The organism is Niallia taxi (assembly GCF_004005475.1).
Lineage (GTDB): Bacteria > Bacillota > Bacilli > Bacillales > Cytobacillaceae > Niallia > Niallia taxi.
Genome location: NZ_RZTZ01000004.1, coordinates 38721 through 55058, shown reverse-complemented (window position 1 = coordinate 55058; position 16338 = coordinate 38721). Strand labels below are relative to the sequence as shown.

Annotated in this window: 15 protein-coding genes and 1 other annotated feature (1 of these 16 cut by a window edge); of the genes, 10 read left to right on the top strand and 5 right to left on the bottom strand. The window is 33.7% G+C overall.

Annotated features, from left to right (window positions below; translation table 11 throughout):
• Window positions 1-18, bottom strand: a binding site (T-box leader) (it extends 195 nt beyond the left edge of the window).
• A 3-nt stretch (window positions 19-21) separates the two neighbouring features.
• Window positions 22-507, bottom strand: coding sequence for a MarR family transcriptional regulator (locus EM808_RS11750; protein WP_310649073.1), 486 nt, complete (start codon window positions 505-507; stop codon window positions 22-24).
• Between the two features lie 251 nt (window positions 508-758).
• On the opposite strand from EM808_RS11750, the gene EM808_RS11745 reads away from it, so the two are divergent.
• Window positions 759-1529: an SDR family NAD(P)-dependent oxidoreductase gene (locus EM808_RS11745; RefSeq protein ID WP_127738413.1), complete on the top strand. Its 771-nt coding sequence runs from the start codon at window positions 759-761 to the stop codon at window positions 1527-1529.
• A gap of 76 nt (window positions 1530-1605) precedes the next feature.
• On the opposite strand, the gene EM808_RS11740 is transcribed toward EM808_RS11745, so the two are convergent.
• Window positions 1606-2571 (bottom strand): NAD(P)H-dependent flavin oxidoreductase, encoded by a 966-nt coding sequence (locus EM808_RS11740; protein ID WP_127738412.1) that lies wholly within the window; start codon window positions 2569-2571, stop codon window positions 1606-1608.
• A gap of 211 nt (window positions 2572-2782) precedes the next feature.
• On the opposite strand from EM808_RS11740, the gene EM808_RS11735 reads away from it, so the two are divergent.
• Entirely contained in the window at window positions 2783-3103 is a 321-nt protein-coding gene (locus EM808_RS11735; protein ID WP_164849645.1) for an iron-sulfur cluster biosynthesis family protein, read from the top strand.
• A 57-nt stretch (window positions 3104-3160) separates the two neighbouring features.
• On the opposite strand, the gene EM808_RS29525 is transcribed toward EM808_RS11735, so the two are convergent.
• Entirely contained in the window at window positions 3161-3289 is a 129-nt protein-coding gene (locus EM808_RS29525) for a hypothetical protein (RefSeq protein ID WP_268926508.1), read from the bottom strand.
• A 349-nt stretch (window positions 3290-3638) separates the two neighbouring features.
• Between EM808_RS29525 and EM808_RS11730 the strand changes: the two genes are divergently transcribed.
• The 4 genes from EM808_RS11730 to EM808_RS11715 all read left to right on the top strand — a co-directional run bounded on the left by EM808_RS11730 (window position 3639) and on the right by EM808_RS11715 (window position 9194).
• Entirely contained in the window at window positions 3639-5054 is a 1416-nt protein-coding gene (locus tag EM808_RS11730) for a hypothetical protein (protein WP_127738410.1), read from the top strand.
• Window positions 5055-6258: 1204 nt separating this feature from the next.
• Entirely contained in the window at window positions 6259-7698 is a 1440-nt protein-coding gene (locus tag EM808_RS11725; protein WP_127738409.1) for a hypothetical protein, read from the top strand.
• 775 nt (window positions 7699-8473) lie between these two features.
• Window positions 8474-8818, top strand: coding sequence for a hypothetical protein (locus EM808_RS11720; RefSeq protein WP_127738408.1), 345 nt, complete (start codon window positions 8474-8476; stop codon window positions 8816-8818).
• 58 nt (window positions 8819-8876) lie between these two features.
• On the top strand, window positions 8877-9194 hold the full coding sequence (locus EM808_RS11715; RefSeq protein ID WP_127738407.1) for a hypothetical protein: 318 nt from the start codon (window positions 8877-8879) through the stop codon (window positions 9192-9194).
• 417 nt (window positions 9195-9611) lie between these two features.
• On the opposite strand, the gene EM808_RS11710 is transcribed toward EM808_RS11715, so the two are convergent.
• Both EM808_RS11710 and EM808_RS11705 read right to left on the bottom strand, forming a co-directional pair.
• A complete protein-coding gene (locus EM808_RS11710) occupies window positions 9612-10202 on the bottom strand; it encodes a hypothetical protein (RefSeq protein ID WP_127738406.1) in 591 nt (196 codons plus the stop codon).
• The gene (locus tag EM808_RS11705; protein WP_235856602.1) at window positions 10199-10624 is read right to left on the bottom strand and encodes a hypothetical protein; all 426 of its coding nucleotides are present in this window, start codon (window positions 10622-10624) and stop codon (window positions 10199-10201) included. The genes EM808_RS11710 and EM808_RS11705 overlap by 4 nt, the downstream gene beginning before the upstream one ends.
• Before the next feature lie 1124 nt (window positions 10625-11748).
• Here EM808_RS11705 and EM808_RS11700 point away from each other — a divergent pair.
• The 4 genes from EM808_RS11700 to EM808_RS11685 all read left to right on the top strand — a co-directional run bounded on the left by EM808_RS11700 (window position 11749) and on the right by EM808_RS11685 (window position 16333).
• Complete coding sequence (locus EM808_RS11700; protein ID WP_127738405.1) at window positions 11749-12165, top strand: hypothetical protein; 417 nt, start codon at window positions 11749-11751, stop codon at window positions 12163-12165.
• On the top strand, window positions 12165-13601 hold the full coding sequence (locus tag EM808_RS11695) for a cell division protein FtsZ (RefSeq protein ID WP_127738404.1): 1437 nt from the start codon (window positions 12165-12167) through the stop codon (window positions 13599-13601). Before EM808_RS11700 ends, EM808_RS11695 begins: the two co-directional genes overlap by 1 nt.
• 1144 nt (window positions 13602-14745) lie before the next feature.
• Window positions 14746-15696: a PH domain-containing protein gene (locus EM808_RS11690; RefSeq protein ID WP_127738403.1), complete on the top strand. Its 951-nt coding sequence runs from the start codon at window positions 14746-14748 to the stop codon at window positions 15694-15696.
• Between the two features lie 211 nt (window positions 15697-15907).
• Entirely contained in the window at window positions 15908-16333 is a 426-nt protein-coding gene (locus tag EM808_RS11685; protein WP_127738402.1) for a DMT family transporter, read from the top strand.
• Window positions 16334-16338 lie beyond the last annotated feature (5 nt).

The window sequence follows — 16338 nt, the reverse complement described above, 5'->3', positions numbered from 1 at the left end:
TCCTTTCATTGCATTTCTATATTAAAAATTATTTTCGCGAATTACATTTCTAAGCAATGCTGACATGTATTTTTGTTCATCCGCTGACATACCAGCAACAAGCTCTACTTCCCCAATATGAAAGCGTGGATACAGCTCCTCCATCACTTGCTTGCCTTTATCTGTAATGGCAACATAAGTAATTCTTCTATCTCTCATGTCACTTTTCCTGTAGCACAGCTCTTTTTTCTCGAGTGTTTTTGTAATATTGCTTATCGTTGCTTTCGAAACACCGTTTGATTCGGCTAATTTCTTTGTCTCTATAGACTCCCATACCCATAAATCATAAAGCATGGAAAATGCTGTCCATGACAGGCTATACTCAGATAACACTTCCTGTTCCATTTTATTTCTCAACCCTTGTGCTACACGGTAAATGTTCGTAACGACCGCTATCGCATCAAGGTTTAAAGACTCAATCGGAATATTAGTGATTCGATTGATTGTGTCCACTTCTTCAGGAAGCAATTCCCCTTTTTCATCAAATGAATAAATATCGAACCACCTCTTTGAATTTTCATAATCATTAGCTTTGAAACGATATTATCAGATTCAATCAATGAATGCAATATTTTTTGTTTAAGTTATATGTATTTGTGATAAAAAAAGATAGCAAGAGAACTAACTCTAGGCAAAATAAATGATTCGAAATGCGAAAAGTTTTATAATAAGATATGTCATAATCAAAAAAATTTTTTTATTTTCTGGAGGGATTTGGGATGAGTTTTTCAGGAAAAGTTGTTTTAATTACAGGAGCTGCCGGGGGTATCGGTATCGCTGCTGCAAAAAAGTTTGCTAATGAAGGTGCAAAACTTGCGTTAGTTGACCTAAAAAAAGTGAATTTAACAAAGGTAGCAGCAGAGGTCACTAGTGATCATATTCTTTTGCTAGAAGGAAATGTTGCAGTTGAAGAAGATGTAAAAAGCTTTGTTGAAGCAACAAAAGAACATTATGGACGAATTGATGTTTTCATTAATAATGCTGGAATTAACGGCAAATTTGCTAATTTAGTCGATCAAACAGCAGAAAATTTTGATGCGGTAATCAATGTTAATCTAAAAGGTGTTTTCTATGGTCTCAAGTATGTACTTAAGGTAATGAATGAACAGAAAAGCGGTGCGATTGTTAATACTGCTTCAAACGGCGGGCTTCTTGGAGCTCCAGGAATGGGACTTTATGTTGCATCAAAACACGGTGTTATTGGGTTAACGAAAACAGCAGCACTGGAAGGTGCTCCATACAACGTTCGTGTAAATGCAGTAGCTCCATCTGGTGTTGATACGCAAATGATGCGATCTATTGAAACAAATGCTATGCCAGGCAATGAAGATAATGCTAAAGAGCAGTTTGAAGCCTCTGTTCCAATGAAACGTTATGCTACAGCTGAAGAAATCGCTAACTTGATGGCCTTTTTGGCTTCAGAGGATGCATCGTTCATTTCCGGCTCTTATTACCGTATAGACGGTGGACAAGGTGCTACATCAGCTTAAATAAGAAGCAATTAGGGGGTGCCATAATGGCATCCCCTTTTATATACTTTTATGCTAGCCTATGTTGCTGGCTTCTTTATCCCTTACATATATTTTGAAGACGTACCGCTCCTTCTGTTGCATCCTTCATTATTTTATCCATTAAATCACTAACTGTGGGTACATCATTAATTAGTCCCATTACCTGTCCAGCCCATGCAAATCCATTTACTTGATCACCGTCATAAATAAATTTTAAATTGGATTTACCACTTATCTTATTCTTTAAATCCTCATATTTGGCTCCTTGCCTTTCCTTCTCGATGATATCCAACGTATAATTTGATTTCAAAACCCTTCCTGGGGTACCAAATGTGCGTTTTATAACAACAGTGTCCATCTCTGTGCCTTCTACAAGTGCAGCTTTATATGTTTGAATAGCGTCGACACATTCAGCTGTCGCTATAAAACGGGTTCCCATTTCAATTCCTTGTGCACCAAGTGCTAATGCAGCGAGAAAACCTCTTCCATCCCCAATTCCACCGCTAGCAATAACAGGGATTGAGACGGACTCTGCAACTCGTGGAATCAGAACCATTGTGCCGATATCATCCTTGCCAATATGTCCCCCGCCTTCTTGCCCTACTGCAATGACAGCAGAAGCTCCAAGCAGCTCTGCTTTAAGTGCTTGTCTAACAGTTGAAACGAGCACAAGTGATAAAATACCTTCCCCTTTAATTCGCTCTAAAATAGGCTGTGGATTACCGCCTGTGATGGAAATGACTTTCACTTTTTCTGCTATTGCCATTTCCAAAAGCTCCATATAAGCCCCATTATAAGAACCAATCGCAAAATTGACTCCAAAAGGCTTATCTGTCAGCTTCCTTACTTTTTGAATCTCTTCCTTCAGTCTTTCTGGTGTGTTTAGTGTCATTGCCGTAATCTGACCAAGTCCGCCAGCATTTGATACTGCTGCAGCAAGCTCTGCATTTCCTAAATACGCTAAGCCACCTTGAATGATTGGACGCTCTATTTTCAATAAATCCGTAATTTTTGTTTTCATTTTTTCCCTTCCTAACCTAAAATTTACTTCATTTTAGCATATTATTAATTCAGCCCGCTTCCTTATGGCACTTTATAATGTTTTAAAGATTCTATACTGGGAAGATTAATATAGAGCATTTTCAGGCAGAATAATGTATTAAACAGTTCTGTTGAACTATAATTATTCTTATAATCCAATTACATGTTTCTCAGGTGAAGGAGGGATTATGATGAAGTTAACAATTACAGATAAAGCAGCTGAAAAATTGCGTTCATATGATCAGCCAGAGAATGCTGCATTTAAATTAACAAGTGTTTTCAGCGGCGGCTGCAGCTATACTTATAATTATGACCTTGCTATCGATCATAAAAAAGAAGAGGATACAAAATTCGAGGACAATGGGATTGTTCTATATCTAGATAAAATGACAATCAGTCACATTAACGAGGATTTAAAATTAGACTACAATGAAGGCCAAGGCTTCCGCCTAGTCGGTGCGAGCCAAATTTATACCTTCAGACTCGATGTGAAAAATAAAGTTAAAGCATAAAACAGTGGGATCTTTTAGTTCCCACTGTTTTTTTATGGACACCTCTTCTTTATCTGTCTAATCTTCAAGCCCCATATTATAGATGATGGCTTCATGCAGCCATTTTTCCTCATCCTCTGTAAACGGAGAATGCGTCTGCTCCTCAAGCTCATCAATATTGATGTTTTCCAGATCAACTTCAGCCAAACTTTCTGATATATCCTGTAAACGATGCTTCTAAATAGTATGTATTTATTATAAATCCTGACGTTACTGGAGGTTCAAGGAGGTAAAAATGAAAAATCCACCTAAGCAAGGTAAGTTTTTGTGTTGTATTTCTACCCTTGAGCCCATTCCTAATTTTTGTGTATAATAAAATGGGTTAGACTATGGTATTGCCTGTATTTTTTGCAGGGGATATACTTTCCTATAACTATTTCATTTTTTATATCATTTACACAACAAAGATCTGACACATTAACTTTAAATTAAATGGAGACAAGCAAACATTGCGGTTTATAATAGAGCTATGGGAGCAACAAAGGAGTTGGTATTATTGGCCTTACCAAAAAACTATCTAGTAGACGCAACACTTGAACGTTTGGGAACATCCTTTCTGGATTTATATAACAGCAAAATTGGCGATGATGTTAGGGAATTTTTAGCTGTCATCTTTTTTGAGGAACTAATTGAGCCAGAAACCGGCAGACAAAGGAACTTAAAAGAGCTGCGCTCTCTCTATTATCGAGATAAGTTCAAACGAACGAAGAAAAACTGGCATTCTGCTCTAATTAAAAGCATAAACAAAACAAGCAAAAATCCAAAGGAATTGATGGCTGAAGTAAAATTCATCCGTGAAGGAATTGAGAAGGGATTTATTGACTTAGCAAATAATTACCATGTTACAGATATCAAGGACTTAATTGCTGATCGCTTAAGCGAAGTCGATAAATGGGTCAATGATGATACAAAGCTCTTGTCAGATTATAAATATATTAAAGACAAAACCAAAAACCAAATAAAAAACACTTTGAAAATCGACTCCATCATAACCGTAACAAGCCTTGTAATAGAAGAGTTCGGCGGTGATTTTAACCGAATTGTTAAAGAAGTGAATGATCTTTTCAGCGAGCTTCCCCTGCCAGGAAAAACAGGCAGAACCAAATTCATGGATTTTCACGAGGATCTAGCTGTTGAAAATAGTGTAACTGCTGAAATTTATGAAGATGGCAACTTGTCTATCAGGACACTTCTTGGCAAAACATTGATTGAGGAAAAAAATTCAATCGCTTTGACTCCAATGGATTACGAGATATTTAACTTTATTCTTTCTAGAAGAGATTATGAATTTGTGGAAAAACAAAAAATCTATGTTGATATTGGCGACATTGTTAAAAACATGTATTCCTCCAGAGGTGTTAAGGAATATAAACGAATAAGGGAACGTCTAGAAAAACTAAAGCATCTTAGCTTTGACATTAAGGCCGATGACGGCAAAAAGTATATATTTGACCTTTTTGACCATATTACTTATTTAGATGAAGCAGAAACAAAAGCCGAAATAAAAATAAATGAATTCATGCATCAACGGTATATCGACAATCAAGTGACGAAAATCTATAGTGATAAAATCCAGAATTTCCAGCTTGAACTATCTGAGAATATTGTATTCATTCTGCAAAAAGAGCGATTTGCGAAAAACTCCCTTCTTGATGACTCCATTGATCGAAAGAAAGGTATTGCCTATCCTCTCGCCTTTTTTACTAGACGCCTACGATTACCTACAAGAAAAAAAGATGCTTTAACGAAAGTGGAAAACTCACTTCATGAATTGGTGGACAATCATGTGACAATAAAAAGCTTCCGCCGTGTGAATGATGTGTTCCATATTGAGTTCCTTCCTATCACAGAACATGAAGCCGAGGATTTAATCGATGCTAAGCATCAAAAAGTGTTATTCTTAGAGACATAAAACAAGAGCATTCCCAATGCCTAAACGCTTGGGGTGCTCTTTTTTCTTTACGTCTACCTTTAAAAAAGGAACTTCTTAAAGTTAGAAAAAAATTTTACACCATTTTATCGTGCTTTTTTCAGTGTTTATACCTTCATTTTTTTTCACCATTTTGTCGTGCTTTTTTAATACCTCTATTTGACCAAAAAACTGATGTTTTTTTTCACCATTTTGTCGTGCTTTTTTACCTTAGGATCTTAATAGCAAAAACTACAATTTTTTTTCACCATTTTATCGTGCTTTTTTAAAACCCATAAATTTTTTCACCATTTCTTCGTGCTTTTTTTTATTTCATTAAAATAAAACGGTTATTAAAGCTCTTTTTTTGCTATTTAGTCGTTTAAACAAGACTTTTATAGTGCAAACAGGTTCTATGTAATAGGCAAATCTCTCTTGTTGAATGCTCTAAACGGACTACTATTTATTAAAACGCAAATTTTTTTCACCATTTCTTCGTGCTTTTCTTGAAATACTATAAATTTTCACCATTTCTTCGTGTTTTTCTCTATAAATGCGTCTAAATAATAAAAACAGCATTTTTTTTCACTATTTTATCGTGCTTTTTATATATATATTAGCCCTTATAATGTCAATATACTATATGTCTGGGTTTATCCTCTTCCACTCTCGACTTTTTTCACCATTTCTTCGTGTTTTTTTGTTTTTTTCCCAAATCTGTCGTGCTTTTTTCTCACGCTTGTCAAAAGTGTAAAATTTTCACCGATTTTTCGTGCTTAAGAACGAAAATACTAATTTTATTTTCGACAATATTCGACAAACATAATACCGTTCTTCGCTTTTTTTCACCATTTTATCGTGCTATTTCACTTTTTTGTTTTTTACTTCGAGTGAATGTACTATTTTTTCATCATTTCTTCGTGCAAAAATTTTTTTCCATTACCAAAAAGACTTTAAAAACCCTGCTATTATGGTCTTCTTTAAAAAATTTCACCATTTCTTCGTGCTTCATTATTTGTTGTATTATCGCCTTCTACATCATTTTTTCACCATTTCTTCGTGCCATTTACACCTCTTTTTTTTGGTGTATATAATAAATGATATATAAATATAGATATTAATTTAAAGACTATGAAGTACATAATTGTTACACCGCTTTTATACTCTTATGATGATCCAATTTAATGGGAAAGGAGGTTAAAATAAAGTGATTTACGAGGAAACGTATCAGTATTTATTACATAATGTATCATCTAAAGAATTTGATGTATGTCTATATTCCCTTCTACACACTGATTGGGATGGTATTATTCAAGCGCCAGATTCTGTCATTGCTGCAAAAGCAGGCACAAAAAAGAAATATTTACGGCAAATTATACATAAATTTACATCCTTTAAACGTGGAAACATCTATATTCCTGTTGAAACAACAGAGGGAACTAAATATAAATTTAAGCGTGGACTTACACGGAATTTAGGCTTTAACAGTAAAACAGATCGATATTGCAAAAAGTATTCCTTCTTTTATGAAGATTCGTTTCAAAGGCTATCAATAAATTCTAAAAGATTATTGTTAATGGCTGCTTATCGTATGTCTGTTCAAAAAGCGGAATCTGTTATGTTTGATTATCACGATATTGTGCCTTCCAAATATACATATGGACATCCCTATTTTACAAAAGGCCGCTTATATGAAGCCATTAGTGAACTCAATAACTCTGAACTTTCCAATATAGTGAAGGTTCATTTAGTGAGCAATATTTACACTAGAAAACTAGCTGTCTCCTTTGAATTTAAACAAGGAACCTTAGATGAATACGCAAGCAATTATACAGAAAGGCAGCTTTTGCGCAAAAAAATGTTCGAATCTGGCTTCCATGGATACCTTAATGACAGTTTTTGCATGGAAATTGAAAGTGTCGGCAAGTATTTATACAACTCTCTCTTTAGCAATGAAAAAATAATGGCTAAACAGGGGGTTATTAGTGATGCAAAGGATGAAATACTCTCACTAGCCAGATTTATTTATGATACGGCAATTGAACAGCTGGCAGCCGTACTCCCTTCCAATATACATTTTTTAACTGAACCTAAACAGGCTTCAGCTTATTTCAGCACGATTATTTATAATGTACTATTAGATGAAATGGGCAAATATGGTCATCAAGCAGAAAGCATCAAATCACTGTTAGATAACCATTACCTACATAAAACGATTGTAGAGAAAGAAACTGGCATCGATATAATGCATATCGGCATTGAAGATCATGTTAAACCGATAAAACAACGTTTTGAGAAAGCACAGCATATATATCTTGTCTTGAAAAATTGGTCTGAAAACTGGGTTATTTCTCGTACTAAGTCAATAATGGAAGACTCAGAGACACTATTAACCTCAAGTAACGAAGATAAAAAACAAGCAATTCAACAAAAACGCGGCTGGAGTGATATAGAATCGGCGAAAAACCAATTACAACTATTAAAGGAGCAGTCATACGAGCAAATTAACAAGCTAATAAATCAATGTTTAACATATGGTAACAAAGCCATAGACATGAGTGAGCGCGTCCAGTCTTTAACAAATGCCAAGGACTCATTAGCTTCATTTTTTGCCATACATACCGAAAAAATTTTTAAAACTCCATAATGACACGGGTTAACACTGGCTATTAGGCGAGTGGATCTTGTGCTACAAAAAATATTCCTCTTTTATATTTTTGCTTGTTAAGACGTACTTTTTCCCCTTCTAACATTTTTCAACCATAGTGAAATATCCATATGCTGGAAAAGCATATTTTTTTTTGACTTTTTTCTAGGCTGTGAATTGTAGTTTTATAGTTGTTAATAGCTTTTTTTACTATGTTATTTGAAATCTAATAATTGTTATTTGTGCTAAATCCTTTGTTATTTATTTTTTTTACTTGTGAAAAAAAACTTTTTACTGTTAGCGTCTATTTTTTACCTGTTTATTTTAAGCTTGTACATGTGAAATGCCGACTAGAGCTTTTTTTTATTTTCGAAAACTGGATAAAATGAGGGTTTTTAGAGGATTTTTGTTAAAGGTTCTAAATAAATGTTCTAAATAAAGATCTAAGTATTATTCTAAATAATTATCTAAAATAAGGAAATAAAGCTTACCACCTATTTTATGTAAAAAAAATATTATATTAAGTCAATTTCCATTCTTAGGCCTATTACTTACTAGTGAATACAAAATTATAAGCAGGTAAAATATGTCTCTATGTAGCATATTCGTCTACCAATTTATTTATTCCTTTTTTTTTAAAAGTTATGTAATAGCGAAAATTTGATTAGCCTGAATCAATTATCTAAAAATCCATGCTTGTCCTATTATATTAATCTAGTACTCTTTTTCACCTGAGCATAGAATAAAAATAAATAAAGATTAGGAGGAAATAATAATGAGTAACGTATGGTTTCCAGGTGGAAGTAGTGGCGATAACAATCAAAATAATAACTCAAAATCCCGTTCAGGTGACAGCGATAGTCGTTCTAGATCAGATGTAGACTTTGCTTCTGATAATGACTTAAGAAATGACACTAATGTCGACAACCAAAATGATTTAAAAAACGTCGATAAGAACACTAACATTGCGAAGGTAAAAGACTCTGGAAATGCTAAAATCGACTTAAATATCGATGTGGATTCAGATTCCAATGCACGTGTACGCTCTCGTTCTAGAGCTAATGCTGATACAGAACAGGATCAAGATAATAACCAAGAAAATGACCAAAACCAAGAATAAAAAAACAATGGCGAGCAGGATTAACTGTTTCGCCATTTTAATGTAAGGAGAATTGTTCATGTCTCCCAATAGAAGGTTAATAGATAGGGAAAATAATATCTATCCGTTCCGTAATAACGAGAATTATGAAATCGATACGAACAACGCAGAAATAAACAAAAGCGGTAATTCCGATGTGGATGTATTTGTTAATGTAGAAATAGATACAAAACCAATAGCTCATGCTATCCTGTGTACTTTATTAGCCACAAAAAAAATTAGCAAAAAAGAATTTGAGGAAGCATTAGCTAACTTAGAAGAAATCACCAAAAATCATAAAAACAGAATTCCTGGATTACGACTGTTTGGTCCATTAAATAAAAATGACAGTATTTAATTAAGAGCTGTAATACTATGTATTTCTTGATTATCATTTAGCCGTAACAACATGCCTTATTCTTTGGCTTATAGCTGCCTTAATTCTCTCCGATTAGATGATTTAAGGATATGAACACTCCCTCTGCCTGACGGTATATGCCTCATTTGAAAGCATTTCTCCATTTCGAATCGAATACAGCAACATTCTCTATTTATGTTTGCACTTACAAATTTAACAACCACACATCACATTACTAAGGGTGATTATAAGTCACTAAAGGCTGCTACATGCCTTCTAAATAGTTCGGAAGGAAAGATACCATTAATACTCAGTGCTGCCGTTCTAAGAGGATATGGTGTATGTGGAAAAGAAGCCATAAAAAAAGGATAATAGCTGCCTATCCTAATAGGACTATTATCCTTTTTCCCTTGTACATTATTGTGACGACAGCCTTTGTATGATATTATCCACCACATTGGACAAGTTACCATTTTTATATTGAAGAATGAAATCACTGTACAGCATTCTGAGCACATCCTTTACTTCAAAGCTATATTCCAAATCTAGCTCCGCAATATCACTTAGCATGACCTCTAATCTTAAAGCTTGTTTTCTATTTATAAGACATTTAATCATCTTCTTTTTTGGCGAATTTGCCGGCGGTAATATGGCATCCTCTTCCTCGTGATAAGAAGTGATCTTTATTGCCTTTTGACTTCTCGTAGTCAGCTCGTGGTAAAGCTCAACAGGATTACTTCTCCTTTTAGCCTGGTATAAAAAATCATCTAAAAGCAATGTCACTAAATCTATATGTGTAAATGGTTCGTTAGCTGCTTCTGTAACATCATCACAAAACAGCTCTCCACGTAAATACTCAGAAACAGGAACGTAAAAAGTATAGGAAAGTAATGTAGGTGTAGTTAATTTCCTTGTAGCCTTCATAAACCATTTATCAAAGAAATTATATGGGCTATATGAGAGCTCCCTTATTTCATCATCGTAAATAGGATATCTGCTTTTTTTCACCGGTTCCTTTTCACCTCTTCCTCTAGCATAAAGGCAAGAATCCGATATGCTGCTTCTTTTAAACTGCAATCCCATTTAACTTTCATTTCAAATAGTAAATCATGATACACCCTCTCCAACTTTGCTGGATAAGGCTGTCCCTTCGGATCGTATATACGTATGGGAAAGTCTTTATATTCCTCTAACCCCTTCTTCACCAATAAAGAGCAATACGGTGTAGGTTCAAGTCCTCTTTTTTTTGCTAAAATTTTTAGCAATCTCCTTTCTTGTGGTGTGAAAGGGATTTTCACATCCTTCTTTTTATCAACTCGTTCTTTACGTCCCTCTTTTTTTGTAATTGGTTTTTTCCGAACTAATTCCTTTTTTGTTTCTATTTTTGGTGTATCTATCTTGGTCGTAAATATAGGATTTATAGGTTCCATCTTCTCCCTCTCTCCTCCCTTTTGTCTCTTTTTTCTGCATTATCTCAGTGTCAAATTGTCAAAAAGTTATATTGCTAGATTATGAAGGAGGCTATGAAAATAGAACGTATAAACTCCAGTTTTTTGGACAAACTATGTAACAACGAATATTGAATAAGTTGGAGGAGGAAAATATATGACTTCTGGAAAAGGGAAAAATACAGGGATAGAAAATGAGAAATTAAAAAAATTAGCAGAGTTAGCAAAAAAGTCAAAACCAATCAAAAAAAGCATCGTAAAATAACATAAGCTTTATGATTAACATTATCTTTACGATGTGAGAACTATAATAAATACGCGTCGGCTTTACGTCATTACAAGCATGTACGAACCTACTGAAAACATAAAAAAAACAACTAATAGAAAGAACGGAATAAAATAGTAATGTTGATCATAGTATTAAATTAAGTGCTGAATTCCAGTTCGTAAACGGCTTGTAAAAGAGTGATTTACGTAAAAAACACAGCAGATAACATGCAATTTACGTACATACTTTTTAATTGCTTTATTGATTTTTAATAAAGCAATGTCGTTTTTACGTAAAGGTTTGTATTTTACTGATTTAAAAAGCTGAGATAGTAATTAATGGGGGAATTACTGACTAACTTTAAATTGGTCAGTGTATCTTTGAAATTCATATACATTTAAAATAAGTAGACACTATATAAGCCCACTAATAATAGTGGGCTTATATAGTGTATATAGTAATTAAGATAATATTAATTACAATTAAATTACTGATATAACAGTATTTATTTATAGTCACTATATATAGTCACTATAAATAAATATATATGCATTTAATCTTTTCTTTTTCGTCAAAAAAATGGTGAAAAACACCCGTTTTCTCCAAATTGAGCATTTTCAACCTAATAAGATATGTATTTTACATAGGATTCGTGTATATAATCATAAAATTACATAAATAGTGTCTTTAAAGAGACACTATTAAAAGTCCCCTAATATAAAGGGTTTTACACTAAAATATAATTCTAACAGTCATAAAAACTGCTATATAGACACTTGTATTAGAGACTATATTTAGTTATTATATAGTTTATAAGTATATGATAGGAGGAAGATTCTTGGATCATACCCTTCATGAGTTACATAAGCATGTTAAGTTTAGTGATGAGGTGCTGGAAATGTTCATTGATATTATTGGACAGGATCCCGGCTTGCTTAAGGTATTCCAGTACATAGCAATTGAAGAACAAAAGAATAAAGAGCGAGGTGTTTCTATAAGCCATATCATTGAAAATGTTAAGGTGGAACGTCTTGTTAGGAAAAATGTTGGAAAAAACAAGTACGTATATGAAGAAGTATTTACGAACATTGAACGTAAAAACGTCGAAAAAATGGTCGATAAGCTTATGTTTATGTCGCTTATTTATCATGAAGCAATCAAACCTTATAAGTTTCTTTTTCTAACAAATCGTGGAAAACAACTTATAGCCAAACTAGTAGAGAATAAATCGAAGAATAAGGAGCTGCGTAAATAATGGCAAAAACATTTACAAAGAACCAGCCTGCAATAAACATCACAATGGTAGGTTTTGGACAAGCTGGAACAAGAATGGCAGACCGCTTTGCTGCTTTTAAAAAAGAAGATAATACGTCTGTCTACAACTGTATCGCTTTAAACAGTAATGATGGTGATTTGGCTGGATTAAAGAACATTTCAACAAATAACAGAGTGAGCTTGGAGCTTGGTGGATTGGGTAAAAACCCAGAAGAAGCTATACATATATTGGAGAGAAATGAAAAAGCGAAGGATAAGCTGAAGTCTTTTATACAAGAAAGAATTAGACCGCAAGATGATCTTGTTATGTTTTTCGCTGGCCTTGGCGGTGGAACAGGTACTTCTACTATCGTGAAGGCAATTGAGGAATTTTATGATTACAATAATAAACCAAAAATCATTGAAGAATTTAACCTTATTCGCAAAGAGCTTGGTGAAGCTGAAGTTAAAACAAATCCAAAGAAATACTTAAAAGAAGCTTCTATCCGTGCAAGAAAAAAATTCATTAAGATTGGTATAGTTGTGACGATTCCTACACGTGCTGACGGTCCTGATGCCCTTCGACAAGTGAATAACTTTGCTCAGCAGATCTGGGATATTGCGAAAAACCCGAATAAAGGTGTTGCTTTCGTGGTATTTGCAGACAATCAGCATTTCTATGATGAGTTTAAACAGCTGCCAGAGAACAGCAGAAATGGCATTGATAACTACAGGGATTATGCTAACAATGAAATTGCAGAGATTTTCCATGAGCTTAATACAGCTACAACAGGTGGTGGAACAGCGGTTACCTTTGATAGTGCTGACTTTAGACGAGTTATCCTTGAGCACACAGGTTCACTTGTAATCAGCAGATTCTCAAAGTCTAGCAATACTGTTAGAAACGGCCATGATGTGACAGCAATGTTTAAGGAAGCAATTGATAGCAGTAATCTTCACCAGCCTATCCAGTTATTTGATAAAGAAACGAACACATCAGCTCGAATCCATCATATTGGACTACTTGCTATCCTTGATAAATCAAATGATATCGGCAGTTCTTTCATTGACGATGCGAGAGAAGAAATTATTGAAAAGCTTCCGTTAAATGGTACAGTGTTTAGCGGGTATTTAGAGGAAAAGAACAATTTTTCAACTAGTGTTTATACGTTCTTTAAGGCAGATGCCCTTCCAGAGCGTCTTGCGAAAGGTTTAGTGAAGGAATATGAAGATTTTAAAGCTAGACAGCAAGAAGTAAGCTACCAGCAATCTGTGATCAGTTCTATTGCTGCTGCAAGTGATGACGAGGAATTTGATCTTGATTTTGCTGAATTAGGCTTATCAGAGTACTTGGGGAATGATAAACCTGCTGAAAAAACAGAACCAGAGAATGATATTGATCTAGATGATATCGATTTAAGCTTGCTTGACGATTAATTTAGCAGCTAAACGGCTCATTTAATCCCCTTTTTAGTTTAATTAAGATAGAATTGACTTTAATAAATAGAAAAAGATGCTTTAGGAATACTCCTGAAGCATCTTTTTTACGTTTAGTTTCATATAAATCCTACTAATAATATACTTTTCGTGAATTCCCGTATTACGTAGTAATGAATTTTTGGTTATATCTCCTATAATTCTTCTTTAACAACCTTTTTTTGCGTTGTAAACGGTTCGTAAGCACCCTCTTTTATGTAAATCCATAGATTTATACCAATAATATCCATAAAATTAATATTATTCCTCGTACATCTACGTAAATCTTGCTTATATGCATATAGTAAGGACATTATTTCTATGATTAATGTACGTTAACGACGAAAAATATGTGTCGTAAATAAATAGTAAACCAGTAGTTTACGAAAAACACTATCCAATAAAAGGGTAAATATATATAAAAAATACGTTCGAATTACATAAACATAGTAAGTGAAACCGTAATTTTTACATAAAGATTGTATACAGTGTTTATGTATATTTAAAAAAGAGTTGTACATACTTCGTAAATACACAAAGTATGTAAAAGCAACATCCTAATTTACGTAAACTAAAGAAACATTTATCATAAACGCACATTTAAGTTACGTAAATAAATCGTAAGTTGTTTTAAACTGACGTAAATATAATATAAATTTACGAGTTTTATTCATCGTAAAAGATTCGTAAAAACGAAATTTACGACACTGATCTATGAACTAATGTAAGAATTACGTCGATTAATATAAATCATTTATCAGAAATTCACATAATTTACGTAATTAGTACGTAAAAAACAAACGGGTTGATAGTCTTTTTTGTCGTAAGTAAGTTGTAAATGGATGTATTTACGAACATTGGAACAGAATATGAGTTTTTACAGTGAAGTAAACGGAAATTTACGTAAGAATATAATACACTTTAACTATACTTTCAGGTGCGTTGGAATGGATGAACGTAAATCTAACGTAGTAATTATATTCATAAAACAAAGAGTTAGTCGTAAATGATTCGTAAAAATAGCTTTTACAAGCTTTGATTTTTTGCGGAACTAGGTGTAAAATCAAATAAAGTGTATTTTTTTGAGCAACTGGAGGTGAGCAAGGTGGAAGACAAACATCAACGTGAAGAGTTGAGAGAATTATTATTAGAAGAATTTCAATATGATCAAATATATAATCTAGCATTATCGCATACTTCGGAAGAGGATATTTGGACAGATTCCATTTTATCCATAAATCCTGATACTCATTATGTAGCGATAAAAGCAAGTGAATTCATAGGCAGGGATGATGCCACGATTAGGCATTATTTACGGAGTGAGCTTTCTGATATATACATTAAACCACAAAAGCACGGCAGATATTACCGCCTTAATTACATAACAATTTTTAGGATTCATCTTATTTCATTATTAATGGAAAAGGTAGGGATGACTACTAACCAGCTGTTAGTGGAATTAGGTGCTGAGCCAACATTTGAATCGAATAGAAAGAGTTCAAATGATGCTTTAATTGAACAAATTTCGAATTTTAAAGAAGCTGTTAATTATTTGTATAACAGCAATATGAATTATCAGAACCTGCTGCTTGAAATTTTAGCGATGGATCGTTCTGTTAATCAACTAAAATACGAAATTACTCAGCTCGAAAGGGAAATGAGTGAAAGCAATCAAGAAATTAAACAGTTAGAATCGGCTGCCTACCAGGATTATTTGTTAGACAGACAGAATCATATTATGGTTGCAAGTTTACGGAAAAAACAAAAAACATCTATTTTTTCTTTGTTTAAAAAAGATACAGATGATGAGCCGCTTATTACAGAGGAAGTAGATAAGCAACTTAAGGATAAGCGCTTGGATGCTATTAAAGATCAAATTGCCCAGCTAAAATCAGATATTGAAGCATATAGCGGCAAAAGAGAGAACCTTGTCAAGAAATTGACAGAGGATGAGAAGAAGCTGCTTGTACTTACGGAGCAGCAAAAGTATATGCTTTCTGACAGCAACAATGGCAGAATGATCGAAGCTGCCGCTGATTTTGAAACAGTTGAATAAATAACGGCCAATTAATATGGACCCAGATGACGAATAAGAGACGGCAATACTCTTTATATTCATTCTGGGTTTTTTTATTTTCTCCAATTCCATCGTATGTTATAAGGTTCTTGGTTATGATAAAACAAATCATTTTAAAAAGAAGGGACATATGTCCTTTCTAAGTTTTCCATTTTTCTTTTTAATAAGAAGAGAAGGGTGGAAGGATATAATGAAAGGTGTACTTTTTGCTTTAATTGGTGGAATGTTTATAACGATTCAAAATATAGCTAATGCCCATATTCGTGAGGATATTGGTATATGGCAAACGGCAAGCTTAACCCAGTTTTCCGGCTTTTTATTAGCAGCAGTAATCCTCTATGCCACTAGAGATATCAAATGGAAAAGCATCGGAAGTGTTAATCCAATCTATTGGTTTGGAGGTGCATTTGCAGCCTTTATTCTTTTTAGCAATATGGAAGCAATTCTGCAGATTGGGGTTACATTTACGGTTTCCTTTGTGTTAATTTCGCAGCTAATATTAACCTTTATCATTGATATTAATGGATGGTTTGGGATAAAGAAACGGAACTTAAAAATTGCTGATATTATAGGTATTGTGATGATGATTGGTGGTTTACTATTATTAAAACTTTGACTGGC